The organism is Anaerovibrio sp. (assembly GCF_051866355.1).
In the GTDB taxonomy this organism is placed as follows: domain Bacteria; phylum Bacillota; class Negativicutes; order Selenomonadales; family Selenomonadaceae; genus Anaerovibrio.
In genome coordinates this window covers 1-25,947 of record NZ_JBJDWZ010000025.1, presented here as the reverse complement: position 1 = coordinate 25,947, position 25,947 = coordinate 1, and the positions used below count along the sequence as shown (strand labels likewise).

Genomic DNA, 25,947 nt, shown 5'->3' with positions numbered 1-25,947 from the left:
CAGCGTACATTTGCATCAGATTCCTTCCAGCCTCTGAATGGTTTCCTCAAATCCCTGCACCTCGAACACTCCCTGGCACAGAAAATCGTTTATCGCATCAATCTTCTGGATGGCCTCGTCAATCTTCTGGCTTGACCCCCTGACATAAGCGCCAATGTGAATCAAGTCCTCAGCCTCCTTGTACACCGCCATCAGGGCGCGGAGCCTGCGGTTCGCCTCCATGTGCTCCTGCGGCACCACCGCCGACATAACACGGCTGACGCTGGCCAGCACATCAATGGCCGGAAAATGGTTCTGCGCCGCAATATTTCTGGAAAGCACGATATGCCCGTCCAGAATACTGCGCACTGCGTCAGCAATAGGCTCATTCATATCATCGCCATCCACCAGCACCGTATAGATGCCGGTAATGGACCCTTTGGCGCTGGTTCCTGCCCTTTCCAGAAGCCTCGGCAGCAGGGCAAACACCGACGGCGTATAGCCGCGGGTGGCCGGCGGTTCCCCGACGGTCAGCCCCACCTCCCGCTGTGCCATGGCAAAACGGGTGACGGAATCCATCATCAGGATGACCTTGCGCCCCTGGTCACGGAAATACTCGGCAATGGCCGTAGCCGTCAAGGCGCCCTTGATGCGCACCAGCGCCGGCTTGTCCGAGGTAGCCACCACCACCACGGAGCGTTTCAGGCCTTCCTCCCCCAGATCGCGCTCAATAAACTCCTTTACCTCACGGCCGCGTTCACCGACCAGAGCGATAACGCTGATATCGGCCTCGGTATTTCTGGCAATCATGCTCAGCAGGGTGGACTTGCCCACGCCACTGCCGGCCATGATGCCGATACGCTGTCCCTGCCCCATGGTAATCAGGCCGTCAATGGCACGGACACCCACGTACAGGGAATCATTGATAACAGGCCGCTCCAGCGGTGCAGGAGGATCTGCCTGTATCGGGTACTCCTGCCGGCAGAGGATAGGCCCCTTGCCGTCTATCGGATTGCCCAGGCCGTCTATTACCCGGCCCAAAAGCTCCGGCCCCACCTTTACCTGCAGGACCTTCTGTGCCGACACCACCTGACAGCCGGGGCCTATGCCCTTTGTTTCTCCCAGTGGCATCAGAAGCACATATCCCTCGCGGAAGCCCACCACCTCTGCCGGCAGCGGCTCCACTCCCGCAAAATGGGATTGGACATAGCAAAGCTCACCCATGCTCACATTCGGCCCGCTGCACTCGATTACCAGTCCGACAATCTGTACAACCTTGCCAAGCATGCTCATGGATTTGCATCTGTCAATGGCTTCATTGAATTTCTCCAGATTAATACCAAGCTCCACTCTACCATATCCCCAACATCACGGCTGTCGCCAGCCCGACTATCTCAATTGCTCAATTACTCAATCGTTAAGCCACTAAACTTCCCCAATTGCTTTACTACTTCATCACGCTTATTATCGCCTGCTTCACCAGCTCCAGCTGGGTGGCAAGCCCGGCATCCACCAGCCCGTTAGGCGATTCCAGCACGCAGTCGCCGCTCTTCAGCGTCTCATCGGACTTTACCTCCAGCGTGGCACTTCCCTCCAGCTGGGACTGGAACTCCGACCGCGCCATCATCACCAGCTCATAGGCCTCCGGCGCCACACGCACCAGCACATGGGGCTGGTCCTTTACCTTGCCGATGGCCTCCCGCACCAGCGGCAGTATCAGCTGCGGCACATCTATAAAATGCTGTGGCAGCACCTTGTCGGCTATCCGCATCACCATATTGGCGATGGTATTTTCCGCGCCTATCACATAATCCCGGCAGGATTCCCTGGCCTCCGCGATAGTCCTTTCCGCATTGGCATTGGCATCCAGCAGAATCTGGCGCTGTTCCTGCCTTATCTGCTCCGCGCCATCCCTGCGCCCTTCCTCAAGGCCCGCAGCATAGCCCTGCTGCCTGGCCTCCTCATGAATCTGCTCGGCGCGGTTTCTGGCAACCTCCATAACCTTGTCGGCGGCGGCCTTGGCCTCCTGCTTGACTATCTCCGCCTCAACCTTGGCCTGATTCAGCATGCGGGAAGCATGCTCCTCCTTCTGGCGGATGGTTTCCAGCATATTCTCCAAAGCCTCGGCATTCAGGGCTTCCTCCTGCTCCGCTTCCTCGGCTTCCTCAGCCACGCGGCTCACAACAGGGGCAGGCACCTGAACTATCTTCGGCTCGTCATCATAGATAGCATATTTTATTAACCTAGACAATCATTTCGTCACCCTTTCCGCGGGAAATGACGATATCACCCTTATCCTCCAGCTTGCGGATGACATTTACAATCTTCTGCTGGGCTTCCTCTACATCGCGAATCTTGACAGGGCCCATGTACTCGATTTCCTCACGCAGCATATCGCCGGCACGCTTGGACATGTTCTTGTATATCTTTTCGGCAACCTCCTGATTGGTAGCCTTGAGGGCCAGGGACAAATCCTTGTTGTCCACCTCGCGGAGTACCAGCTGCAGGCCACGGTCGTCCAGCATGACGATATCCTCGAACACAAACATGAGCTTTTTGATTTCCTCGGTAAGCTCCGGATTGTCCACTTCCAAATTCTCGATAATGGACTTCTCCGTGGTGCGATCCACCCGGTTCAACACCTCCACGATGGCCTTTACGCCGCCCGCATCGGTGAAATCCTGGGTAACCAGCGCCGACAGCTTCCGCTCCAGCACGCGCTCCACCTCGCGCAAAACCTCCGGCGACGTCCTGTCCATGACAGCGATGCGCTTGGCCACCTCCGCCTGCCTGTCCTGCGGCAGCGACGTGAGAATCGTCGCCGCCTGGTCAGGGTCCAGATAGGCCATAATCAGCGCAATGGTCTGCGGATGCTCATTCTGAATAAAGTTCAGAAGCTGGGCCGGGTCCGTCTTGTGCAGGAAGTCAAAAGGACGTACCTGCAGGCTGGTGGTCAGGCGGCTGATAATGGTAGACGCCCGCTCTGCCCCCAGTGCCTTTTCCAGAATGTTCTGGGCATACTCCAGACCGCCCTGGGACAGATAATTCTTCGCCATGGCCATCTGATAGAACTCAGATACAACGGCTCTCTTTTCCTCCGGGGTAACCTGCTTGTGATTGGCAATCTCCAGCGTCAGCTTTTCGATTTCCTCATCATTCATGTGCTTGAACAGCATGGATGAATACTCAGGCCCCAAAACTATAAACAATATCGCGGCCTTCTGCTGATTTGTCAGCTCCGGCTCGTTGTTACCATACATATCCATGACGATTAATCCTCCGACAGCCAGGTCTTAACAAGCATAGCCATTTCGGCAGGCTTGTTGCGAATAAGCTCTTCGATAGTCTGACGCTCGGACAGATGCTCCTGCTCTTCCTCGGTCATTTCCTCCGGCTCTATCTCGCCGCTCTCAAGCAAGGCGGCACGCTCTGCCTCCAAACGCAATCTTTCCTCCTCGGCCAGCCTCTCGGCTTCCTCGATAGCGGCCTGCTCTGCCTCCAAACGCTTCTTGCGCTTCCAGTAGAAGTAACCTGCCACGCCGCCGATAATCAGCAGAATCAGGCCCACAATCAGCATAATCTTCATATTCTCCGCATCCTTTGCGGCCTGCTCCTCGGCGGCACGCCTGTCGGCGGCCTCCGTGCTGAACGGCAGCGGCTCAACGGACACCGTATCGCCCCGGTCAGGATTGATGCCCACGGCAGAAGCCACGGAACGCTGAATGCTCTCCTGCTGTGCCTGGGTGATGTCCTCATTTACCAGCACGGCAATGTTCACCCGCTTGATGGAACCAGGCGAAGCCACCGTCTTTTCCTTGGCCTCGTTTATCTCATAGTTCTTGGTGGTTTCCTTCTTGGAGTAGTTGGCATTGCTGTTGTTGTCCTGTGCCACGTATCCAGGCACGTTGGACTGGGTACCGGCAGGGCCGCCCGGCGATGTGGACGTGCCGCTGTAAGCCTCGTTGATGGTCTGTTCACTGCGGATAATGCCCGAATCATCCACCACCGGCGTATAGGTCTGCTTGTCGGTCTGCCGCTGGTCAAAGTCCAGCTCCACATTGACGCGGACATAGGAATGCCCCTCGCCCAGAGCCTGATCCAGCATGGACTGCACATCCCGCTGCATGCGCTCCTGCACCTTGCGGGTCATGTCCAGCTGGGTCATGGTCTGCTGGCTGACGTTGTTTTCCTCTTCATCGTCAGGGTCATTGAGAATCCTGCCCGTCTCGTCCACGACGGTGATATTCTCCGGCAGCAGTCCCTGAATGCTTCTGGAAGCCAGATTTACGATACCCTTGACTTCCTTCTTGTTCAGCTCCATGTTCGGCCGCAGTTTCAGCATGATGGAAGCTGTAGCCGGCTTCTCATTCTTTTTGTAAAGGCTGTCTTCCGGCAGGACAATATGCACCCTGGCCTTTTCCACAGCCGCAATCTGCTCAATAGTGCGCGTCAGCTCACCCTGCAGTGCCTGCAGGTAATTTACCTTGTTCTGGAACTCAGTCACGCCCAGCTTGCTGTCATCGAATATCTCAAAGCCCTTGTTGCCCCGGGGCAGTCCCTCCGTGGCCAGGCTCAGCCGCGCCTCATGCACATCCGCAGACGGCACCAGTATGGTAGTCCCCTGCTTCGTTTCCTGAACCTCATAATTTACCTTGGTTTCCTTCAGCTTGGCAGCAACCTCGCCGGCATCCTTTGTCTCCATGTTGGTGAACAGCGGAACCATGTCCGGCTTGCCGCCAAAGGCAAAGCTGGCCGCCACGATGGCAACCACCAGCAGCACGGCGCCGCCGATAGCCAGATAGTGCTGTCTTTTGGTTAGCCTGCCCCACAGCTGCAGGTATTTCTCTTTCAAATCGCCCATTACCAAATCCCCTTGCTACGCAGTAATAATATAATTGCCAATCCGCTCAAAAATTATACCTGCATACGCATGATTTCCTGATATGCCTCCACGGCCTTATTGCGCACAGCCAAAGTCAGCTGAACGGCAATATCAGCCTTTTCAGCGGCGATTACGACCTGTGATATATCCTCAACCTGACCGGCGGCCAGAGCCGCGCTCATCCTGTCAGATTCCTTCTGTAAGCTGTTTACCTCACCGATGGCGTTCTTCAGGTACTCGCCAAAGGTCGGCAGCGCCTGCTGCGGCTGCTCCTCTCCCAGATGACTTTCCGCCCGCATCTTTACAGGCGTCATCTGCAGTGCTTCTATCTCCATCATGTCACCTCATTTTACTTGCCTATATTCAGTGCCTGCTGCGCCATGCTCTTGGCGGCATTTATCGTCGTCACGTTGGCCTCATAGGCCCTGGAAGCTGTAATCATGTCCACCATCTCGGTTACGATATCCACATTCGGCATCTCCACATAGCCGTCAGCATTAGCATCCGGATGGTTAGGGTCATACACCAGCTTGCCTACCGAATCATCCACACCGATGCCCAGGGCACGCACGCCGTCCCCGGCACGGTTTTTCCTGCCCTTGCTGCGCCCCAGCTCCCCGGCCAGCATGCCGGCAAAGCTGTTCTCCTGCGCCTCCCTGGGCTGGAAAATAACATATCTGCGCTTGAACGGCCCGCCGTCCACCGTGCGCGTGGAATTCACATTTGCTATATTGTTGGATATAACATCCATCCTCAGACGTTCCGCTGTCAGGCCGGAGGCCGCAGCATCAATACCGCCAAACATACTCATTGAACCTGCCCCATTCCATATAAAATGCTTATTTGTAATTAGAATTTCTTATTCATGCTCAAATTCACTTGCTCGTTATTACTGTTTTGATGCCCTGGATATAGCTGCCGATTTTTTTGGCCATGGCGTTGTAATAAATCTGGTTCTTGGCCAGGCTCGCCATCTCCGCATCAATGTCCACGTTGTTGTCATCCACCCGCATGGTGGTGCTGTCATCCAGCTGTATCACGGCTGACGCCTTGCCATTCAGCGGCGCCATCGGCAGATGCTTGTCGCGGGTGCGCACCAGCTTCAGCTTGTTCTTATCCTCATCCAACCCCAGCTCCTTGGCCAGCAGGGATTCAAAAATCACATCGCTGCGCTTGAACTTCGGCGTGTTCACGTTGGCAATGTTGTTGCTGATAACCTCCTGACGGAGATTCGCAGCCGCAAGTCCCCTCTGCATATAATCCATGGTTGGTGAATTCAATATCTGTTCCAGCATAAAGATTCACTTCCTCATCTCTCAAAATCTCATTCAGGCCGCGCTTCCTGTCATACTCTTCAAGTCTTATATACGACACAAAAAGCGAAAATCCTTTTCCTCGGCCTATAAATATTCATTCCCTTTTATATTCTAGCATTTTTTTCGCAATTAAAGAAGTAATTTTTCATTTTAGCTTCATAAAGAGCAAAAAATAGTGCAAAAGTTGCAACTGCAAAGGCGAGCTGACACAAAATTTAAGCACAAAAAATGCCGCAGGAAAAAATCTCCTGCGGCAGCAGACACATGCAGGCACCTCCCCTGCATCACAGCCATAGTTATTTGCGTATAAACTTCCTGACGTACCAGGACAGCATATCCTCCGGGCTCACCTCGGCAATCTCCAGCCCGTTGTCCTCGGCGTAGAGCTTGTAGCCCTTGTCCAGATCTATGTCCGTCAGGTCAACCACATCCAGATTCAGCGCCAGCTGGCTCTCCCATATCTTGTTGGCCAGCGCGCGGATATCCCCGTTGCTGGATACATTATGCTCCCTGGCATGGTTCTCCACGTACTGCTTCGTCAGCTTCCTGCCGTACTCGGCAAACATCTCGTCAATGTTCATCTCGGTTTCATCGGCCAGCTCTTCCACGCCGTGCCACAGGTATTCATTCAGCACCTTGATGTGGGTTCCCTTCATGCCCTGGGACTTCGGCTCTACGACACCGGCCGACTCCAGCTTTCTGAGGGCATTGACGATTACCGAGCGGGTGATGGTCAGCATATCGGCAATCTTGGAGGCATTGACAGGGCCATCCTTCTGCTTCAGCTTCCTGAAGATGGCAATGGTGGCCTGTCCCTCGGAAATGGAGAGGGTGCCGAGCGCCATGCGCACAGTCTCGCGCTTCTGGCTTTCCTCCTGGCTGCGCCTTGCCCTGTCATGCAGCATTTCCATGCCCACTACGGCCGCACCATACTCCGCCAGCAAGAGATCGTCGTCAGAGAAATCCACATCATACTTTGCCACCATCAGCGTACCGATGCGCTCGCCTACTCCGTAGATAGGCACAATGGTGGTGTTCTTGCCATTGAACTTGCACATGGTATTTTCTTCGCCAAAGGCGCAGGCGCCGCTCTTGGAACGGATATTGGCCGCCGTTTCGTCAATCTTTTTCAGCCAGTTCACGTAGTGCTTCGGGAACTTCCCCGGCACCACTACGTGATCCATCATCACATCGCATTCAAAATCATCCAGAAAAGCACAGCCATAAATCACGCCGCTGGTATCAACTATATAAACGTTGGCATCAATCACATTGCTCAGCACTGTGGCCATTTCTTTGTAATCCACATTGTGAAACCGCTGCAGGACGCGGTTTATCTTTCTGGTGCGCTCCAAAAGTGTTGACATCGACACATCCTCCTTCTTTACATCTCACTCAAAATCATATAAAAATCCGTTCAATATGCAGAATAAACATTAGGTATTGACTGTTTTCATACTAGAGTATATTGTACCATAAAAAAAAGAAATAATCACAATATTTTGTGATTATTTCTAAAAATTTTATAATTTTATCCAATAATTAGATTCTTTTGGCGATTTGAACACGTTTTCTGTCTGATTACAGGATAAACTGGCTGAGGTCATGGTTCACAACAATATCCTGCAGGGCATTGTTCACATAATCCGTATCAATGAGGACATCCTTTTCCTCCAGCTCCGGCGCACTGAAAGACAGCTCCTCCAGCAGCTTTTCCAGAATGGTATGCAGGCGGCGGGCGCCGATGTTTTCATTCTGGGCATTGACATCACAGGCCAGCTGTGCCAGGCGGTCGATGGCATCATCAGCAAACTCCAGATTGATGCCCTCCGTGCCAAGGAGCGCCTTGTACTGCTTCAAAAGGGCGTTCTGCGGCTCCGTAAGGATGCGCTTGAAATCGTCCTTTTTCAAGGATTTCAGCTCCACGCGGATAGGGAAGCGCCCCTGCAGCTCCGGAATGAGGTCGGACGGCTTGGAGGTGTGGAAGGCGCCTGCCGCAATAAAGAGGATGTGGTCGGTCTTCACGGCGCCGTACTTGGTCATGACGGTGGAGCCTTCCACAATCGGCAGAATATCGCGCTGCACGCCCTCGCGGGAAACATCATGGCCGCCGGTATTGCCGCTGACAGCCACCTTGTCAATCTCGTCCAGGAAGACAATGCCGCTGTTCTCTGCCAGCTTGACGGCGGTTTCCTGCACTTCCTCCATATCAACCAGCTTCATGGCCTCTTCCTGCTGGAACAGCTTCCTGGCCTGCTCCACAGTTACCTTGCGCTTCTTGCGGCGCTTCGGCATCATGCTGCCGATCATATCCTGCAGGTTGTCGCCCATGCCTTCCAGGCTGGAGCCTGCAAACATGCCCACCATCGGCTTGCTGCTGTCCTCCACATCGATTTCGATAATCTTGTCCTCGTACTCGCCGGCCTCCAGCTTTTTGCGGCACCACTCGCGGCCTGCCTGATACTGCTTCGGCTCGTCTTCCTGCACAGCTTCTTCCTCCGCCTCACCGTTATTGGCAAGGTTGCCAAAGAGCTGCCCAAAAGGATTGGTGGATTTCTTCGGCTCAGGCACCAGCACATCCAGAATACGCTCCTTTGCCATCTCCCTGGCCTTTTCCTGCACCTCCTGCACGCGCTGCTGGCGTATCATGCGCACGGAGATTTCCGCCAGATCCCTGATGATGGACTCCACATCCCTGCCTACGTAGCCCACCTCCGTAAACTTGGTTGCCTCCACCTTGATGAAAGGCGCATCCACCAGCTTGGCAAGGCGGCGGGCAATCTCGGTCTTGCCCACGCCGGTGGAGCCTATCATGAGGATGTTTTTCGGCACGATATCATCCTGCATGCTGGCATTGTCCAGCTGCCTGCTGCGCCAGCGGTTTCTCAGGGCGATGGCCACCGCCCTCTTGGCCTCCTTCTGGCCTACAATATATTTATCCAATGCTTCTACTATCTGTCTTGGTGTCTGCTCGTTCAATGCAATTGACCTCCTGCTTCTCGTTTCTCCGGATACACTGCCAATACTGCCCCTGACGGGAGCCTTAGTCCCCGGCCAGCTCCTCCACGCGGATGTTATGGTTGGTAAACACGCAGATATCGGCGGCTATCTTCATGGCCTCGGTGCAGATATCCTTTGCCTCCATGTCGGTATGCTCCACCAGGGCGCGGGCGGCAGACAGGGCATAAAAGCCGCCGGAGCCGATGGCGCACACGCCCCCGTCCGGCTCGATTACCTCGCCGTTGCCGGAAAGCATGAGGATATTATCCTTGTCAGCTACCAGCAGCAGCGCCTCCAGCTTTCTCAGCACCCTGTCGGTGCGCCAGTCCTTGGCCATCTCCACAGAAGCCCGCTGCAGGTTGCCGTTGTATTCCTCCAGCTTTGCCTCAAACTTTTCAAACAGGGAAAAGGCATCTGCCACGGAACCGGCGAAGCCCGCCAGCACCTTGCCGTGGTGCAGCTTGCGGATTTTCCGCGCCGTAGCCTTCATGATGGTGCTCTGACCGAAGGTCACCTGACCGTCACCGGCTATAGCCACCCTGCCATTTTTCTTGACTGCAACGATTGTCGTCGCATGAAACTGATTCTCCATATGTAAACTCCTAATCAAACCTTTTGCTGCAAATGATACAATTCCCGGCCCGTACCGCCATATCCCGCCTGCAGTGCAGTTCGGCCCGCAGTGCAATACGGCCTGCTCTGCAGGGACCTGCCCCGAAAACAGGCGCGGCTCAGACCACGATATTGTTTTTCCGGCTGAACTCATCCAGCATATCCAGCGCCCTCTGGGCAATACGCTGTTTTTTCAGCTTCTTGTCACGGATTTTCTCCTTGATAGGCGACATGATGCCAAAATTCACATTCATGGGCTGAAAATGCTTTGCCGGCGCCGTAGTGATGTAGTGGCACAGGGAGCCGTGGGCTGTTTCAGCCGGAAAGACGACAGGCTCCAGCCCCTGACAGATGCGGGCGGCATTGATGCCTGCCACCAGCCCGGATGAGGCTGATTCCACATACCCCTCCACGCCGGTCATCTGCCCCGCAAAAAACAGGTTTTTCCTGTGCCTGAACTCCAATGTCGGCTTCATGGTTTCCGGCGAATTGATGAAGGTGTTCCGGTGCATGACGCCATAGCGGACAAACTCGGCATTTTCCAGTCCCGGAATCAGGCCGAACACCCGCCGCTGCTCCGGCCACTTCAAATGCGTCTGGAACCCTACAATGTTATAGAGCGTCCCCTCGGCGTTATCCTGCCGCAGCTGCACCACCGCGTGAGCCAGCCGCCCGGTATGGGGATTCTCCAATCCCACCGGCTTCAACGGCCCGAACAGCAGGGTATCCTCTCCCCGGGAAGCCATTTCCTCCACCGGCATGCAGCCCTCAAAGAAAATCTCCTTTTCAAAGCTGTGGGTTTCCGCCTTCTCCGCATTTACCAGCTCCTGCCAGAAACGCTGATACTCCGCCTTGTCCATCGGGCAGTTGATATAGGCCGCCTCCCCCTTGTTGTAGCGGGAGGCCTTCCAGGCCTTGGACATATCAATGGAATCCAGGGTGACGATGGGCGCGGCCGCATCGTAAAAATACAGATACTGCTGCCCCATCAGCTCCCCGATGGCCTCTGCCAGCTTCCCCGCCGTCAGCGGCCCGCTGGCCACGACGGTCACGGCATCAGGCTCAAAGGGTATCTCTTCCAGCTCCTGATGAATGACGTTTATCAGCGGATGGCCGCTCACCCTGTCGGTGACATATCTGCTGAAGCCCAGCCTGTCAACCGCCAGTGCGCCGCCGGCCGGCACCCTTGTGGCATCCGCCGCCTCCATAATGACGGAGCCCAGCCTGCGCATCTCCTCCTTCAGCACGCCTACGGCATTTTCCAGCCCGGCGCCCCGGAGGGAATTGCTGCACACCAGCTCCGCAAACAAATCTGTCTTGTGGGCGGGGGTATTTTTCACAGGGCGCATCTCATACAAATCCACGGGAATCCCCCGCCTTGCCGCCTGCCATGCAGCCTCGCTGCCTGCCATGCCGGCACCTACGACAATAACCTTATTCATCAGGATTCTCAGCACTCTCTTTCGCTTTGGCAGCCTTTTCACGCTGCTTTTCCAACTCTTTATTTATCGGGTGATTGACGCGCGTACTGCAGCTGTCATTGCTGCAATACGGCAGTACCCGTCCATTGCGGTACACATGCTTTAGCTGCAGGCTGCCGCATTGCGGGCATTTTTCCTCCATAGGTATATCCCAGGTGACAAAGTCACAGTCAGGATAATTCCTGCAGCCATAAAAATTCCTGCCCCGGCGGGATTTTCTCTCCACGATGGTGCCGTCGCACTTCGGGCACTTGATTCCCGTATCCTTTAACAGAGGCTTCGTGTTGCGGCACTCCGGAAATCCCGGGCACGCCAAAAACTTGCCAAAGCGCCCCTGCTTCACCACCATCATGCGTCCGCACAAATCACACTGCACATCGGACACCTCCACGGGGAGCTCCACATGGCCGATAGCCTCGTCAGCCTTGGCCAGTTCCTCCGCAAAAGGCGTATAAAAATCCCTCAGCAGCTTGTACTTGTCCAAATCGCCACCGGCAATGCTGTCCAGCCTGCTCTCCATGGTGGCCGTGAACTTCTCGTCCACAATATCCTTGAAGTATTCCTCCAGCAAATCCACCACCACAAAGCCCAGCTCCGTTGGCTGGAAGGCCTTGCTGATGCGGGACACATAGCCGCGGGCCAGAATTGTTTCAATAATCGGGGCGTAGGTACTAGGGCGCCCTATGCCCTTTTCCTCCAGCAGCTTGACCAGGGAGGCATCGTTGTACCTCGGCGGCGGCTCCGTAAAATGCTGCTTCGGCACCGTCTTCATGAGCCGCAGCTCATCCCCCTCGGCCAGCTCCGGCAAATTCATGTCCTTGTCGCCCTCATTGTCCGCCATGATATAGACGGCCTGAAAGCCCGGAAATTTCAGCTGGGAACCGCTGGCTGCCGCCTGACAGCCGCCGTTTTCCAGCCTGACGGACAGCGTATCAAAAACGGCCGGTACCATCTGGCTGGCCACAAAGCGCTGCCAGATAAGCTGGTACAGCCTGAACTGATCCTTGTTCAGATATTTTTCAATTTCCTCCGGCACAAAGCCTACGCTGGTAGGGCGGATGGCCTCATGGGCATCCTGGGATTTTTTGCTGGCGGAATAGATATTGGCCTTTTCCGGGTAGTATTCCTGCCCGAACCTGCCTATGATGTACTCCTTCGCCTCTGCCTGGGCCATCTCCGAAATGCGGGTAGAATCGGTACGCATATAGGTGATAAGGCCGGACGGCCCCTTGCGCCCCAGGTCAATGCCCTCGTACAGCTGCTGGGCCACCATCATGGTCTTGCGGGAGGTAAACCCCAGCTTTCTGGCCGCATCCTGCTGCAGGCTGGAGGTGGTAAAAGGCGCTGCCGCCCTGCGGCTTCTCTGGCGCTTCTTCACCTCGGCCACGGACCACACGCCCTCTGCCGCCCTTGCCGCGGCGCGCTCTGCATCCTGCTGGTTGTGAATATCCAGCTTGTAGCCCTTGATGGCAGGCATGTCACCTATCATCTGGCCACTGCGGGAGAAATCATCCTCCATGGCAACCAGCTCGGCGCTGAACTGGCTGCTCTTGCCCTTTTTCAGCTTCAGGTCAATCGTCCAGTATTCCTGGGAAACAAAGGCCTGAATGGCCTTTTCCCGGTCGCAGATGAGCTTCACGGTCACGGACTGCACCCGCCCGGCACTAAGGCCCTTCCTGACCTTGCGCCAGAGCAGAGGGCTCAGCTTGTAGCCCACTATGCGATCCAGCATGCGCCGTGCCTGCTGGGCATCCACCCTGTCGATATTGATAGGGTGCGGCTCCTTGATGGCCGCCTGAATGGCAGGCTTGGTTATCTCATTAAAAACAATGCGGCAGGGACTTTCGGCGTCTATGTCAAAAATATGCGCCAGATGCCAGGCGATGGCTTCCCCTTCCCTATCCGGGTCGCTGGCCAGATATACCTTGTCAGCCTTGGCCGCATCCTTTTTCAGGGCCTTGATTAAATCCCCCTTGCCCCGGATGTTGATATATTTCGGCTCAAAATTATTCTCTACGTCAATGCCAAACTGGCTCTTGGGCAGATCCCGAAGGTGCCCCATGGAGGCGCGGACGGTATACCCCCTGCCCAGATAACGCTCTATGGTCTTGGCCTTGGTAGGCGACTCCACCAGTACCAGCGTCCCCCCCTTGGCGGCTTTTTTCGCCTTTGTCTTTTTGGCACTGCCGGCAGCCTTGGCGGTTCTGGCCATTTTTGCCACCTTTTTCGCTCCGGCTGCCGTTTCTTCCTTTATTTCAGCTTCAGCTTGCACCTTGCTCACAAAACTCCTTCCTTCACTGTACGGACATAGCGGTGAAGGTCATCAGACCGTACTAACCCCTTAAATTCCAGCTGCAATAATACAAACGCTGCATTGGCAACATCGCCGCCATGCAGGCGGTAAATAACCTCGTCTATGGACAGAGGTTCATCAAAGCTCAGCACGCGTAGAATTTCTTCCTCTGTCTCCGTTATTATAGCATGAGTTTTATTTTTTTCATCATTATTTTTCTGTTTGCTGCATTTTTTTGCAAATTCAGGATACTCCTCAATGATATCACAACTGTCAATAACCAGCTTGGCACCCTGCTGAATCAGCCTGTTGCACCCCATGCTGACAGGCGAAAAAATACTGCCCGGCACGGCGAAGACATCCCGCCCCTCGCTGACGGCCATTTCTGCCGTAATCAGAGAACCGCTCCTTTTGGCCGCCTCCACCACTATGGTGCCCAGGCTCATGCCGCTGATGATGCGGTTTCTGGCAGGAAAATTGGCGGCCAGCGGCCTCGTGCCGGGCAGATATTCAGAAATCACCGCCCCTTTTTCCGCGATTTCTGCCAGCAAGCCGCCATTGACCGGCGGATATGCCACATCTACGCCGCATCCCAGCACCGCCTCCGTCACGCCCTCTGCCAGTGCGCCCCGGTGACTGCAGGTATCCACACCCAGCGCCGCCCCGCTGACCACCGCAAAGCCATGCCCCGCCAGTGCCCGTCCCAGGCTCTCCGCCACATTCCTGCCATAAGCGCTCACCCTGCGGGAGCCCACCATGGCCAGCCGCGGCCTGTCCCCCATCAGGGTGCCGCGGTAAAAGAGCACCGCCGGCGGATTGCGTATTTCCCTCAGAAGCACCGGATAGGCCGCATCGGCCTCCGAGCAGAGGCGGATGCCCTTCCGGCCGCATTCCTCCTGCAATCTTTCCGGCCAGTCCGGCTTTTCCCTTCTGGCATGCAGCAGTTTTTCCAGCATGCCGCCTGACAGAATCCCGGCCACCGCAATCTCCCCTTCGGCGGCCTTCCATACCTCTGCGGCCGAACCAAAATAATCCGTCAGCCGCCTTATCCTTGTGCCGCCCAGCCCGTCAATCCCCTGCAGGGCGGCCAGAAAAAAGTTTTCCACACCTCTCACCTCGCCTGCCGCTATAATAGCTCTTTTCTTTACAAAAATCAATATTTTGTCAAAAAAAATAAGCTGTTAATTTATATTTCATTAACAGCTTTAATATACATATTTATATATTATTATAATATTATTACCTGGCCCGCCTCGTGACCTCAACCTCCACGTAATCCATCGGCCCGGTAATAGTTGCGTTATTCCTGCGGGCGGTAACAGTCACCTGGGCCAGGTTCGGATACTGCCCCAGCAGCTTGTCAGCAATATGCCCCGCCAGCGCCCTCATGTGGCTGAAGCGTTTATTCTCCACGGTTTCCTTCACCGTGGCATAGATAGCCGTAGAATGAACGCTGTCGTTCATTTCATCGTTCTCGATTACATCATCGTCCTTCGTCACAGCTTCCACATCAAAATAAAACTTCTGTCCCAGCTCACGCTCATACTCATAGGTTCCGTGAAAGCCGTAGAGCATCATGTTGACCAGTCTGATTTTTGCCACAACAACTCATCTCCATTCTAAATACAATTATGTCGCTTTATTATTTCGCCAAAAACATCCCATTTCCTGCCAGTCAGCAAAAAAATGTAAAAAATAGGACTTATGGGCAATATTTACTCACTTTGTCAGGCTATCAAGATGCATTGCCAGCTCGTCGGCAATGCCCTTCAGCCCCCAGGGCTGCTCCTTCAGCCTCGGAATCGCCCGCCGCAGCTGTGCCGCCGTTGCCAGCACCAGCACATCCGTATAGGGCGCCGCCAGATTTACCGTAGCCGCCGAAACGGCCGCCTCGCCCCCCTGGCTGAGCATGGTCTGCTTCAATATGTTGGCCGCCCTGGTGTCAACCCGTTCCAGCCTGATTGCCTGAAACAGCGCCTTTTCAGACATAATCTCTATGCCGCGCCCCGTCACGCCGATTGCCTGCATAGCCGCCGCCGCTTCCTGCATATTATTTATTTGTACAATTTGCATAAACAACCTCTTTCTACTATAATGTATGTATCGGACTTCGTGACGGCTGCCGGTACGGCCGCCGCACAGGCACACAGGAGGCACAATGGGAGATATCGCCGTATTAATCTTAATCCTGATGATGATTGCCTACACATTCTGGGAGGACATTTTCAGTGATTGAATAGGATTGGCTTATGCCGATTCTATTTTTTTGCAAAAAAACAAGGGGCGGACACGCCCCTTAAAAACAAATTTTACAGCACCCTGCGGGCACCAATGTAGCAGGAACCCCAGTAACCGCTATACAAAGAATCAATAGCCACGCCACGGCTGGAAGAGGCGTTGATGAAGCTGCCATCACCCAGATAGATGCCTACGTGGGACGGCCCGTACTCATAGGTCGAGAAAAAGACCAGATCACCAGGCACCAGCTCACTGCGGGATACCGGCGTACCAACCTCATACTGCGCATCTGCCGTGCGCGGCAGGTAAATGCCTGCGTTGGCAAACACGTAGCGCACATAGCCGGAGCAGTCAAAGCCGCTCGGGGATGTGCCGCCGAAAACGTAAGGCACACCGATGTAATTCATGGAATTGGCCACAATCCTGCGGGAAATGTAGTTTGAACTACGGCTTACCTGGGGCATGCTGCGTCCCATAAGCGCAGAATAGGTGCTTGGGCCTACCAGTCCGTCAGGCTCCAATCCCCTCGCACTCTGAAAGGACTTTATAGCCTCTGCCGTTGCAGGACCGAAATCCCCATCTGCCGCCACATCATAACCAAGGCTAGCCAGCTGTCCCTGAATCTCCGCTACCTCACTGCCCTGATCCCCCATGCGGAAGGCTGATGCAAAAGCCACCGCGGAAAACCAGCACATCATTACCATGGATAGCGCAAAAATACGCATTAAACTACCCAAAAAGACACTCCTCTCTCTTTTCGCCTGCGAGGTTAGCTGTCGGGTTAGGATGGAGATACACCCTTTTTCCACGGTCTTGCCGAAGCCGCCGCTTTTAATTCACCCCAATAACCTTTATGCCTCTGCCGCGTATACCCCTGCAGCATCCGCACTAGAATTAAGAATCTGGTTCCCCCGCTCCTGGGCTGGATTAGGCTTTTTATAAAAAATAAACCCACTTCTTGTTTTTACATTCGACATCAACAGAAAAAATCCTGCCTGATGCCAAAAAAATTTTTAAAAAATTATAAGTGCTCAATAAGCCGAGTTCTGTTCCGCCTGAGCGGTGACAATCATTTATCTGGACTGCCAGTTGCCTGACAGCTCTAGCGACACACCCGGAAGGTCAGCGGGCCGCCTCGTATCCTTCCCTATTCGGTCTTGCTCCATGTGAGGTTTATCAAGCCAGCCAGTCACCTGGCTGCTGGTGCGCTCTTACCGCACCTTTCCATCCTTGCCGGCAGGCAGGGCCTGCTTAGGCGGTTTCCGTTTCTATGACACTTTCTCTGGGGTCACCCCCGCTGGACGTTATCCAGCACACTGCCCTGTGGAGCCCGGACTTTCCTCAAGCGCACACGTACAGGTACGCCGCGCCAGCGATTGTCTTTCACACTTATAACGGCAATATTATAGCATAAACAAAAATCGCTGTCAATTTCCTACATAATAGATAGGATTTATCATACAAATCAGGCGTACTCAAAAAAATCTGCGGATACCGTGTCCGTAATCACCTCCAGCGGCTTCTTCAAAGCCGCCGCTTCCTGCCGCAGATAATCTGCCAGCACGGCCACCACAGGGAACTCGGTGGCAAAATGCCCGGCATCAATCAGGTTGATTTCCTGCTGAACCGCCTTCTGGGCATCATGGTACTTCACGTCGCCGGTCAGATACACATCAGCCCCCTTGAAGGCGGCCCTGCCGATAAACTCAGCCCCGGCGCCGCTGCAGAGCGCCACCTTCCGCACCGGCCTGTCATTTCCCCGGACAACCCTGACACAGGGTGCATGCAGTCCTTTTTTGACCTGTTGGACAAATTCATCCAGAGATTTTTCCTCCGGCAGGCAGCCGATTCTGCCGATGAACGCCCCTGCCCCTTCATCCGTTGCCGCAAGCCCTTCCAAGCCTTCCAGCCCCACGGCCGCCGCCAGCACGTCATTGACGCCGCCGGTGGCGATATCAAGATTTGTGTGGGCGGCATACACGGCAATATCATGGCTCAAAAGCAGCTGCAGCAGCCTGCCGTCGTACAAATCGGTGCGCACATGGCGAATTCCCTTGAAAATCATCGGGTGATGGGCTATTATCATATCCGCGCCGCAGGCAATCGCCTCCTGAGCGGCAGGCAGGCTCACATCAAGGCAGATGTACACCTTCTTTACCTCCTGCTGAAAGGAGCCTACCAGCAGGCCGGGATTATCCCATTCCTCCGCCAGCCTTTTCGGTGCCAGCCTTTCCAGCATATCCACAATTACCTGACATTTCATTTCAGCATCGCCTCCAGCTCCATCATATCCTTTGCCAGCTCCTGCAGGCGCTGCCTGTCAGGACTGCTCCCCTTCCTCATGCCTGCCAGCACCTTGGCCAGCGCCTCCAGATTGTTCTCCACATGCTCCCGGAACAAGGCGGGACGCTTTTTCAAAAGCACCGGCCCGATGAGAAGCTCCGGCCGCGACGGCATATCAGCCTCCCCCGGCACAGCCCGGATAATCTGATACACCCTGCCATCCACCCTGGCCAGCGCCTCATCCTCAATATGCCAGCCATGCTCATAGAGCCAGCTCCTGAGAAGGGCAAATGCGTTCTGGGGCTGCAGAACAGCCGACCTCAGCCCTGCAAAAACCTCCGGCTGGGCCGCCAGAATATCCGCTATCAGCTTGCCGCCCATACCGGCAATGCAGACGGTATCCGCCTCCCCGGCAGCCAGCGCCGCCAGCCCGTCACCCTGCCGCACCTCCACGGCCTGCGCCATGCCATTTTCACGCAGGGTTCTGCGCGCCGCCCCGCAGGGGCCTGCATTTTTGTCCGCCGCTATCACCCTGCGGCTTTCGTCGCGCCTTTTCAGCTCCATGGCCAAATAGCCATGATCGGTGCCGACGTCCGCCACCGTCCCGCCGGCTTCCACAAAAGCCGCCACCGCTTCCAACCTGTCATCCAGCAACATAAAACCTCCAGCATCATTAAAGAAATAAAGAAAAAGAGTGTAAGGCTCACTTACACTCATAAATTGCAATCAATCAAGGAAATCCTTCAGCTTCTTGCTCCGGCTCGGATGCCTGAGCTTTCTGAGCGCCTTCGCCTCTATCTGGCGGATGCGCTCTCTGGTAACGCCGAAGCTCTGTCCCACTTCCTCAAGGGTTCTGGCCCTGCCGTCCTTGATGCCGAAGCGCAGCTCCAGCACCATCTTCTCGCGCTCCGTCAGGGTGGACAGCACATCCGTCAGCTGCTCCTTCAGGAGCATATAGGAAGCCGCCTCCGCCGGGGCCGGGGCATCATGATCCTCGATGAAATCGCCCAGATGGGAGTCCTCCTCCTCGCCGATAGGCGTTTCCAGCGATACAGGTTCCTGGGCAATCTTCATGATTTCCCTTACCCTGTCCACCGTAATCTCCATATCCTTGGCGATTTCCTCCGGGGTCGGCTCCCTGCCCAGCTGCTGCAGGAGCTGCCGGGACACGCGAATCAGCTTATTGATAGTTTCTACCATATGCACCGGTATGCGGATGGTACGGGCCTGATCCGCAATGGCTCTGGTGATGGCCTGCCGTATCCACCATGTAGCGTAGGTGCTGAACTTGTACCCCTTGGTATAGTCAAACTTCTCCACAGCCTTGATGAGGCCCAGGTTGCCCTCCTGTATCAGATCCAGAAACAGCATGCCGCGACCCACATAGCGCTTGGCGATGCTCACCACCAGACGGAGATTGGCCTCCGCCAGACGCTTCTGTGCCTCGGAACCATTGTTGATATCGGCGTTCAGCTTCCTCATATCCTCAGCTTCCAGCGTTTTCAGAGGTATTTCCAGTTCCTCCAGATCTGCATTGTACTGACGATAGCTCTTGCTGTCATTTTCCTCCGGATCATCCTTGATGCCGTGCATATCCCGCAGTGCCCTGACCATCTCGTTGTCATCGCCCAGCATGGAGGTCGCCACCACGCTGTTATCGACGCCCAGCTTTCTGGCCAGCTTGCCCACCGTAAGCACCTTGCCCGGATTGCGGAGGTAGGCCTTGATATACTTGTCAGCACGGATGCGCCGCTCAGCCCTTACGCCTGCCTCCATGTCGGTGGCCAGATGGATTTCCTCCTCGGCGGTCAGAAGCGGCACACGTCCGATTTCCTTCAGGTACATGCGCACAGGGTCATCAATGTTGATGCCCTCCGGCACGCTCAGATCCACATCGGTGTCCACATCCTGCAGATCTTCATCCTTCTCCAGATCCTCAGGGGTCAAATCCGTATCATCGGCTATCTCCACGCCCTTTTTGCCAAAATTCTCAAACAGGGCCTCAATCTCATCCGGAGAAATATCCTGCTTCTGCAGAGCCTCCACTACCTCTCCATAGGTAAGGGTGCCGCCATTGCGCTTGCCCTTTTCCAAAAGGTCCGCAATAATCATGCCACTGCTCTGCTTCGCTTCCTCAAGACCGCTGTCAGCGGCCTCCTTCGCCACTGCTGGCTTTCTGGCAGTCCTTCTGGCGGCAGCACCTGTCTTAGAGCTAATTTTCTTTTTCTCCTTAACATCAGCCATCGAGTTTCCTCCATTTCTCCAGCATCAATAAATCTAAGCTAGTCGTCACCTTATAATTCATCCATTTCGTTTTTTATTTTTTGGCTTAGCGCCAATTCCTCCAAATAACCGCTCATACCCTCGCGGCTGAGCCTGTCCGCCTTCAGGCGGTGAAGCTCAAACTGGCCGTGCAGGTAGTTTTTGCGCAGCAGCTTCACGCAGTCGCCATAAAGCTCCATCAGATCCTGCTGTCCCTGCTCCTCCACCAGAGCCCTGGACAGCTCCTCCACGGCCTGCTCCCCCAGGCTGGCAAACTGCATCACATCGGTCAGCCGCTCCCCCTGCCTGATAAAAAGCGCCATCTGGCGCAGGACAGCGGCCTGCACCTCATCCGGCACGGCATCCAGCGGAACCATGCTGACAAAATGCTCCAGCGTTACCGGCTCCTGCCACACAGCCCTGATAACGACCCTGCCCGCCCGTCGCAGGGCATCATCCGCCCGGCGCAGGACAGGTCTGGCGCTCCCGGCAGGCTGGGATTGGTAGCCGCCGTATCGTCCTCGATTCTGCCGCTCCAGCTCATTGGACAGCTCGCTCTCGGCCACGCCGAGAATCTGGGCCGCCCTGGCCACATAGGCATTGCGCTGTACCAGATTCCTGACCCCGGACAGAACGGGCAGTATCCTTGCCATGGCCTGCAGCCTGCTCTCAAGGCTGTTCAAATCCATATCCTTTACAATATACTGCAGCTGGAACTCCACCATCGGCACAGCCCCCCGGACAACCTGCCGGAAGGCATCAGCCCCGTGCTTTCTGATAAACTCGTCCGGGTCCTTGCCATCGGGCATCTGCACCACCCTGATAACGGCGTTTTCCATCTCGCTTGCCACATCAATGGCGCGAAAAATCGCATTCTGCCCCGCCGCATCGCTGTCATAGCAGAAATAAATCTCCGGCGCATACCGCAGCAGCTTCCTGCACTGCTCCCTGGTAAAGGCTGTCCCCAGGGATGCCACTACATTCTTTATACCGGCGGCATACACGGATATTACATCCATGTATCCCTCAACTACAAGGGAAAAACCCGCCTTTTCAATATGGCGGTATGCCTTGTCCAGCCCGAACAGCAGGCGCCGCTTGTTGAACAGGACGGTTTCCCTTGAATTCAGGTACTTTGCCTGCTCCCTGGCAGATGCCTCGATGATGCGCCCGCCAAAGCCGACAATCCTGCCCCGGTCATCCCTGATGGGAATCATCACGCGGTTCCTGAACCGGTCATAAAGGCCGCCCTCCTGCCGCTGGCGCGCCAAATCACACTCAACCAAAAGCTCCGGGGCTATCCCCCTCTGCACAAAGGCAGAAGAAAGCTTGTCCCAGGCGTCAGGCGCAAACCCCAGGGAAAACTCCTTGATTGTCTCCTCGTCAATTCCCCGCTGGCGAAAGTACGCCAGCCCTTTCTTACCGTACACGGTCATCGTAAGACAATTATGGAAGAAATTCCCTGCCAGCTGATTAACCTGCCGCAGTTCATCAATATGCTTCTCCCTGGCAATCTGTGCCGGCGTCTGCTCCTTTCTGGGCAGGGGGATGTTCAGCTCCTCCGCCACCCTGGCCACAGCCTCATAATACGGCACATTTTCATGCATGGAGATAAACTTGAATACATTGCCTCCCGCATGACAGCCAAAACAGTAAAAGAAACCATCGTCAGGCTTCACGGAAAAGGAAGGCGTCTTTTCGTTGTGAAAAGGACAGCAGCCCCAATACCTGTCCCCCTTTCTTTTCAGGGACACGTAGCCTGAGATAATCTTCACAATATCAGCGGAAGCCCGCACTTTTTCCGCGAACTCCTTCGATATCATTCCACGCTCAGACATAGAACCGCTCTCTCCACCTTTCCGCCCTGCAGCCTGCAAAACTCAAACTTCAAAAATCACAAATATGTTACTGCACTGACATATATTCTATATAAACAGCAAAATTCCTCTTTTTTTCGCAAAAAACTTGCCGAAAAATTGTCATTTTTTCATTCTAATAGAAAAATCACCACAAGTCAATAGAAAAAGGACTGCCAGCATGCAGCAGTCCTCCAATATAGCTTCTATAACGCGTAATTACTTTACAACCTGTGCCAAAGTAGCAGCTACGCTCTTGCTCATGATATCCAGAGCAGTGTCAACAGCCTTCAGATACAGAAGACCTGCGTCAGAAACACCGCGGCCATTTGCTACAGCGTTCAGGTCAATGTACTCGTGGGTAGGCAGCTTGCTGCGCTCCTCGGCGATTTTTTCCTTGAGAATCTGTTCGATTGCTTCCTGAGTCATTTACTAAATCTCCCCTCTACAACAAAAGTTGAGATAATTATATCATAGATTGCAATTATTGTGGAGTAAAATTTTCTTTAAGCCAGCACAATTTTACTGAAATCAGCAATTTTGCATACAAGTGCATCAACCAGCTTCAAAAGGCCGAGGCGGTTATTCCTGACCTTCTCGTCCTTGTCCATGACCATAACGCCGTCAAAGAAGGCATCAATCGGCGCAGCCAGGGAAGACAGTCCGGCGATAGCAGCTGCATAATCCTGTGCTGCCAGCTGGCTCTCCGCCTTTGCGGCCGCAGCCTGATAAGCCGCATACAGCTCTTTCTCCACCTGCTCGACAAATGCGGTTTCATCCACATCAGCAGCTGCTTCCGCCTTGCGGGCAATATTGCCGGTGCGGACAAAGGCCTGAATGGTCTTTTCCATATCCTGCTTTACTGCCTCGTTGACAGCGGCGGCACGGAGGGAAACGCCGTAGATGTCGTCAATATCTACAAATACCGCATCCACCACGTCATAGCGGATACCTGCCTCTGCCAGCACATTTTTCAGGCGCAGCTTCATGAAATCAGCCACGTCAGCCTGCATCTTTTCCTGTGCCTTGCTGTCGGCAATCTTCAAAAGCTCCATAGCCTTTGCCACAAGGCCGCTGAGGGAAATGTGATACTGGGCCTCATTCAGCATGTTGACGATGCCGAGGGCCTGACGGCGCAGGGCAAACGGGTCCTGGGAGCCGGTAGGAATCAGGCCGCGGCTAAAGGTTGCCACCAGATTGTCAATCTTGTCGGCCAGGGAAACAATGCGCCCGGCAACGGAAGACGGCTGGGCATCACCGGCAAAGCGCGGCATGTAGTGCTCGTCGATAGCCTGTGCCACGGCGGCATTCTCCCCGTCCAGCAGGGCGTACTCCCGGCCCATGATGCCCTGCAGCTCGGTGAACTCGGTCACCATGCCGGTTACCAGATCAGCCTTGGCCAGCTTGGCGGCACGGACGGCATCCGCCTTTTCCTGCCCGGACACCTGCAGCTCATCTGCGATATAGGCGGACAATGCCTCAAGGCGCTGTGCCTTGTCGTAGATGGAGCCCAGGCCCTCCTGGAACACTACGGTCTTCAGCTTGTCACCGTGCTCTGCAAGGGACTTCTTCCTGTCCTCATCAAAGAAGAACTGGGCATCCTCAAGGCGGGCGCGGAGCACGCGCTCATTGCCGTGCTGCACGGTCTCAAGGAACTCACTGCCGCCGTTGCGGATGGTGATGAAGAGCGGCAGAAGCTCTCCGTCCTTCAATACAGGGAAGTAACGCTGATGGTCGCGCATCGGGGTAATGACAGCCTCTGCCGGCAGCTTCAGGTACTTCTCATCGAACTTGCCGCAGAGAGCAGTAGGATACTCTACCAGATAGAGAACCTCCTCCAGCAAATCCTCGTTGATTTCGGCCTTGCCGCCGTTTGCCTCGGCAACCTCTGCGATCTGCTTTCTTATCATGTCACAGCGCTTATTCTGATCCACAATCACAAACTGCTTCTCGCAAGCCTCCTCGTAGGCATCAGCAGAGGCGATTTCAAAATCACCTTCGGACAGGAAGCGGTGACCGCGGGAAACACGGCCGGATTTCACAGCCGCTACCTCAAAGTCAATCACCTCGTCGCCGTACAGGCCCACCAGCCAGCGGAGCGGGCGGATAAATTTGTAGTCAAGGTCTGCCCAGTGCATGTTGTTCGGGAAGCTCAGGCCGTTTACCAGCCCGGTCAGGGTATCGCTCAGGAGGTCGCTGGTCTTGCCGCCCACCTCATGTACCATGGCGTATACATAGCCGTCCTTGGTCACCAGATCCTCTGCCTTGACACCCTGGCCCCGGGCAAAGCCCTGAGCCGCCTTGGTCGGATTGCCATCGGCATCAAAGGCGATATTCACGGCAGGGCCGCGATTTTCCTTGGACAGGTCAGCCTGCTGCTCCGCCAGCCCCTCCACAATCAGGGCAGTACGGCGCGGCGTGCCGAGGGTTCTGATATTCTTGTATTCAATGCGCAGTCCCTCAAAGGTCTTTGCCGCATTTTCCTTCAGCTGGGACAGGATACCCGGCATTACATGAGCCGGAACCTCCTCAGTACCGATTTCCAATAATAAAGTCTTGCTCATGTCTTATTTACTCCCCTTTCCCATCATAGGATAGCCAAGCTCCTCACGCTGTTTCAAATAGCACTGGGCGCAGAGGCGTGCCAGCTTTCTTACCCTGCCGATAAAGGCGGCGCGCTCGGAAACGCTGATGGCACCGCGGGCATCCAGCAGGTTGAAGGCATGGGAGCATTTCAATACGTAGTCATAGGCAGGATGCACACAGCCCTTATCAATAACGCGGACAGCCTCCGCCTCATATTTATCAAACAAATCAAAGAGCAAATCAGCATCAGACAAATCAAAGGCATAGGTGGACTGCTCAAACTCGTTCTGATGGAAAACATCGCCGTAGGTGTAGTCGCCTGTCCACTGAATGTCGTATACATTCTCCACGCCCTGAATATACATGGCAAGGCGCTCCAGACCGTAGGTAATCTCCACGGCGGTCGGCTTGATGTCCTGACTGCCTACCTGCTGGAAATAGGTGAACTGGGTGATTTCCATGCCGTCCAGCCATACTTCCCAGCCCAGACCCCAGGCGCCCAGGGTAGGAGATTCCCAGTTGTCCTCTACGAAGCGGATATCATGCTCCTTCGGATTGATGCCCAGACGCTCCAGAGAAGCCAGATACAGCTCCTGAATATTGTCAGGGGACGGCTTCATAATAACCTGGAACTGATGATGCTGATACAGGCGGTTCGGGTTGTCGCCATAGCGGCCGTCAGCCGGGCGGCGGGACGGCTCCACATAAGCCACGTTCCACGGCTCAGGCCCCAGTACGCGCAAAAAAGTAAACGGATTCATGGTACCGGCGCCCTTTTCCACATCATAAGGCTCGCCGAGAATACAGCCCTGCTCTGACCAGAACTGCTGCAATGCCAGGATGATTTCCTGAAATTTCATAAAATAAACCTCCTCTGATGATGTTACAGTGCAAAAAAATACGCCCCTGTAACATTTTGCTAAATGTTACAGGGACGAGTAATTACATCGCTGAATGCCAAACTCGCGGTTCCACCCTGCTTGAATGGAAAGCCTCTTTCCATTCCGCCTCAATTGGATATAAAATTCCGCTCCAAAGCGCCCTTCGCTCCATGCGCAGGCTTTCACCATCCCTGCTCGCTGTCTGCGCAGACAGCACCGCCATCTGCACCGAAGCTACTCCTCTTTATCATTGCTAGGTGCAAGTCTACCAAAAAAAA

Annotated in this window: 22 protein-coding genes, 1 other RNA gene, 1 pseudogene and 1 riboswitch; all 24 genes and pseudogenes read right to left on the bottom strand. The window is 54.8% G+C overall.

Translation table 11 applies throughout. From position 1 onward, the window contains the following. Positions 1–15 precede the first annotated feature (15 nt). The 24 genes and pseudogenes from fliI to glyQ all read right to left on the bottom strand — a co-directional run bounded on the left by fliI (position 16) and on the right by glyQ (position 25,648). Complete coding sequence (fliI, locus tag ACI3UA_RS01440; protein ID WP_439723056.1) at positions 16–1,317, bottom strand: flagellar protein export ATPase FliI; 1,302 nt, start codon at positions 1,315–1,317, stop codon at positions 16–18. 109 nt (positions 1,318–1,426) lie between these two features. Next, complete coding sequence (locus tag ACI3UA_RS01435) at positions 1,427–2,230, bottom strand: FliH/SctL family protein (RefSeq protein ID WP_439723051.1); 804 nt, start codon at positions 2,228–2,230, stop codon at positions 1,427–1,429. Next, a complete protein-coding gene (gene fliG / locus ACI3UA_RS01430; protein ID WP_439723055.1) occupies positions 2,223–3,239 on the bottom strand; it encodes a flagellar motor switch protein FliG in 1,017 nt (338 codons plus the stop codon). Before fliG ends, ACI3UA_RS01435 begins: the two co-directional genes overlap by 8 nt. An 11-nt stretch (positions 3,240–3,250) precedes the next feature. Further along, positions 3,251–4,840 carry a flagellar basal-body MS-ring/collar protein FliF gene (gene fliF / locus ACI3UA_RS01425; protein WP_439723050.1) on the bottom strand — a complete coding sequence of 530 codons (1,590 nt, stop codon included), beginning with the start codon at positions 4,838–4,840 and terminating at the stop codon, positions 3,251–3,253. A gap of 53 nt (positions 4,841–4,893) precedes the next feature. Next, positions 4,894–5,196 carry a flagellar hook-basal body complex protein FliE gene (gene fliE / locus ACI3UA_RS01420; RefSeq protein WP_439723049.1) on the bottom strand — a complete coding sequence of 101 codons (303 nt, stop codon included), beginning with the start codon at positions 5,194–5,196 and terminating at the stop codon, positions 4,894–4,896. 14 nt (positions 5,197–5,210) lie between these two features. Continuing rightward, positions 5,211–5,672, bottom strand: coding sequence for a flagellar basal body rod protein FlgC (gene flgC / locus ACI3UA_RS01415; protein WP_439723048.1), 462 nt, complete (start codon positions 5,670–5,672; stop codon positions 5,211–5,213). A 64-nt stretch (positions 5,673–5,736) separates the two neighbouring features. Beyond that, on the bottom strand, positions 5,737–6,156 hold the full coding sequence (flgB, locus tag ACI3UA_RS01410; RefSeq protein WP_439723047.1) for a flagellar basal body rod protein FlgB: 420 nt from the start codon (positions 6,154–6,156) through the stop codon (positions 5,737–5,739). A gap of 617 nt (positions 6,157–6,773) precedes the next feature. Next, a pseudogene (gene codY / locus ACI3UA_RS01405) lies at positions 6,774–7,544 on the bottom strand (GTP-sensing pleiotropic transcriptional regulator CodY); the annotation flags it as partial. Positions 7,545–7,758: 214 nt separating this feature from the next. Then, positions 7,759–9,162 carry an ATP-dependent protease ATPase subunit HslU gene (hslU, locus tag ACI3UA_RS01400; protein WP_439723054.1) on the bottom strand — a complete coding sequence of 468 codons (1,404 nt, stop codon included), beginning with the start codon at positions 9,160–9,162 and terminating at the stop codon, positions 7,759–7,761. Between the two features lie 58 nt (positions 9,163–9,220). Continuing rightward, entirely contained in the window at positions 9,221–9,769 is a 549-nt protein-coding gene (hslV, locus tag ACI3UA_RS01395; RefSeq protein WP_439723046.1) for an ATP-dependent protease subunit HslV, read from the bottom strand. Positions 9,770–9,908: 139 nt separating this feature from the next. After that, entirely contained in the window at positions 9,909–11,231 is a 1,323-nt protein-coding gene (gene trmFO / locus ACI3UA_RS01390) for a methylenetetrahydrofolate--tRNA-(uracil(54)-C(5))-methyltransferase (FADH(2)-oxidizing) TrmFO (protein WP_439723045.1), read from the bottom strand. Beyond that, positions 11,224–13,482, bottom strand: a complete 2,259-nt coding sequence (gene topA, locus ACI3UA_RS01385; protein ID WP_439723053.1) for a type I DNA topoisomerase — start codon at positions 13,480–13,482, stop codon at positions 11,224–11,226. Before topA ends, trmFO begins: the two co-directional genes overlap by 8 nt. A 65-nt stretch (positions 13,483–13,547) precedes the next feature. Next, positions 13,548–14,669, bottom strand: coding sequence for a DNA-processing protein DprA (dprA, locus tag ACI3UA_RS01380; RefSeq protein WP_439723044.1), 1,122 nt, complete (start codon positions 14,667–14,669; stop codon positions 13,548–13,550). Between the two features lie 133 nt (positions 14,670–14,802). Continuing rightward, positions 14,803–15,165 (bottom strand): dihydroneopterin aldolase, encoded by a 363-nt coding sequence (gene folB, locus ACI3UA_RS01375; RefSeq protein ID WP_439723043.1) that lies wholly within the window; start codon positions 15,163–15,165, stop codon positions 14,803–14,805. A 117-nt stretch (positions 15,166–15,282) separates the two neighbouring features. After that, positions 15,283–15,636 (bottom strand): dihydropteroate synthase, encoded by a 354-nt coding sequence (locus tag ACI3UA_RS01370; RefSeq protein WP_439723042.1) that lies wholly within the window; start codon positions 15,634–15,636, stop codon positions 15,283–15,285. Between the two features lie 236 nt (positions 15,637–15,872). Continuing rightward, the gene (locus tag ACI3UA_RS01365; protein WP_439723052.1) at positions 15,873–16,526 is read right to left on the bottom strand and encodes a C40 family peptidase; all 654 of its coding nucleotides are present in this window, start codon (positions 16,524–16,526) and stop codon (positions 15,873–15,875) included. 17 nt (positions 16,527–16,543) lie between these two features. Next, positions 16,544–16,745, bottom strand: a riboswitch (cyclic di-AMP (ydaO/yuaA leader). A 76-nt stretch (positions 16,746–16,821) separates the two neighbouring features. Beyond that, an RNA gene (gene rnpB, locus ACI3UA_RS01360) (RNase P RNA component class A) lies at positions 16,822–17,193 on the bottom strand. A 73-nt stretch (positions 17,194–17,266) separates the two neighbouring features. Continuing rightward, on the bottom strand, positions 17,267–18,064 hold the full coding sequence (locus ACI3UA_RS01355) for a Nif3-like dinuclear metal center hexameric protein (RefSeq protein ID WP_439723041.1): 798 nt from the start codon (positions 18,062–18,064) through the stop codon (positions 17,267–17,269). Continuing rightward, entirely contained in the window at positions 18,061–18,741 is a 681-nt protein-coding gene (locus ACI3UA_RS01350; RefSeq protein WP_439723040.1) for a tRNA (adenine(22)-N(1))-methyltransferase, read from the bottom strand. Before ACI3UA_RS01350 ends, ACI3UA_RS01355 begins: the two co-directional genes overlap by 4 nt. Positions 18,742–18,810: 69 nt before the next feature. Beyond that, complete coding sequence (gene rpoD / locus ACI3UA_RS01345) at positions 18,811–20,328, bottom strand: RNA polymerase sigma factor RpoD (protein ID WP_439723039.1); 1,518 nt, start codon at positions 20,326–20,328, stop codon at positions 18,811–18,813. Positions 20,329–20,378: 50 nt separating this feature from the next. After that, positions 20,379–22,184, bottom strand: coding sequence for a DNA primase (dnaG, locus tag ACI3UA_RS01340; protein WP_439723038.1), 1,806 nt, complete (start codon positions 22,182–22,184; stop codon positions 20,379–20,381). 237 nt (positions 22,185–22,421) lie between these two features. Further along, positions 22,422–22,631 carry a hypothetical protein gene (locus ACI3UA_RS01335; RefSeq protein ID WP_154406989.1) on the bottom strand — a complete coding sequence of 70 codons (210 nt, stop codon included), beginning with the start codon at positions 22,629–22,631 and terminating at the stop codon, positions 22,422–22,424. Between the two features lie 77 nt (positions 22,632–22,708). Next, entirely contained in the window at positions 22,709–24,766 is a 2,058-nt protein-coding gene (gene glyS, locus ACI3UA_RS01330; RefSeq protein ID WP_439723037.1) for a glycine--tRNA ligase subunit beta, read from the bottom strand. Between the two features lie 3 nt (positions 24,767–24,769). Beyond that, positions 24,770–25,648, bottom strand: a complete 879-nt coding sequence (gene glyQ / locus ACI3UA_RS01325; RefSeq protein ID WP_439723036.1) for a glycine--tRNA ligase subunit alpha — start codon at positions 25,646–25,648, stop codon at positions 24,770–24,772. Positions 25,649–25,947: the final 299 nt, after the last annotated feature.

What these genes read in the sequence shown, in the direction of transcription:
- fliG (WP_439723055.1), bottom strand. Translation starts at nt 3,239, where the DNA reads ATGTATGGTAACAACGAGCCGGAGCTGACAAATCAGCAGAAGGCCGCG.
- fliF (WP_439723050.1), bottom strand. Translation starts at nt 4,840, where the DNA reads ATGGGCGATTTGAAAGAGAAATACCTGCAGCTGTGGGGCAGGCTAACC.
- fliE (WP_439723049.1), bottom strand. Translation starts at nt 5,196, where the DNA reads ATGGAGATAGAAGCACTGCAGATGACGCCTGTAAAGATGCGGGCGGAA.
- flgC (WP_439723048.1), bottom strand. Translation starts at nt 5,672, where the DNA reads ATGAGTATGTTTGGCGGTATTGATGCTGCGGCCTCCGGCCTGACAGCG.
- flgB (WP_439723047.1), bottom strand. Translation starts at nt 6,156, where the DNA reads ATGCTGGAACAGATATTGAATTCACCAACCATGGATTATATGCAGAGG.
- hslV (WP_439723046.1), bottom strand. Translation starts at nt 9,769, where the DNA reads ATGGAGAATCAGTTTCATGCGACGACAATCGTTGCAGTCAAGAAAAAT.
- trmFO (WP_439723045.1), bottom strand. Translation starts at nt 11,231, where the DNA reads ATGAATAAGGTTATTGTCGTAGGTGCCGGCATGGCAGGCAGCGAGGCT.
- topA (WP_439723053.1), bottom strand. Translation starts at nt 13,482, where the DNA reads ATGGCCAGAACCGCCAAGGCTGCCGGCAGTGCCAAAAAGACAAAGGCG.
- ACI3UA_RS01370 (WP_439723042.1), bottom strand. Translation starts at nt 15,636, where the DNA reads ATGCAAATTGTACAAATAAATAATATGCAGGAAGCGGCGGCGGCTATG.
- ACI3UA_RS01365 (WP_439723052.1), bottom strand. Translation starts at nt 16,526, where the DNA reads ATGCGTATTTTTGCGCTATCCATGGTAATGATGTGCTGGTTTTCCGCG.
- ACI3UA_RS01355 (WP_439723041.1), bottom strand. Translation starts at nt 18,064, where the DNA reads ATGAAATGTCAGGTAATTGTGGATATGCTGGAAAGGCTGGCACCGAAA.
- ACI3UA_RS01350 (WP_439723040.1), bottom strand. Translation starts at nt 18,741, where the DNA reads ATGTTGCTGGATGACAGGTTGGAAGCGGTGGCGGCTTTTGTGGAAGCC.
- rpoD (WP_439723039.1), bottom strand. Translation starts at nt 20,328, where the DNA reads ATGGCTGATGTTAAGGAGAAAAAGAAAATTAGCTCTAAGACAGGTGCT.
- dnaG (WP_439723038.1), bottom strand. Translation starts at nt 22,184, where the DNA reads ATGTCTGAGCGTGGAATGATATCGAAGGAGTTCGCGGAAAAAGTGCGG.
- ACI3UA_RS01335 (WP_154406989.1), bottom strand. Translation starts at nt 22,631, where the DNA reads ATGACTCAGGAAGCAATCGAACAGATTCTCAAGGAAAAAATCGCCGAG.
- glyS (WP_439723037.1), bottom strand. Translation starts at nt 24,766, where the DNA reads ATGAGCAAGACTTTATTATTGGAAATCGGTACTGAGGAGGTTCCGGCT.
- glyQ (WP_439723036.1), bottom strand. Translation starts at nt 25,648, where the DNA reads ATGAAATTTCAGGAAATCATCCTGGCATTGCAGCAGTTCTGGTCAGAG.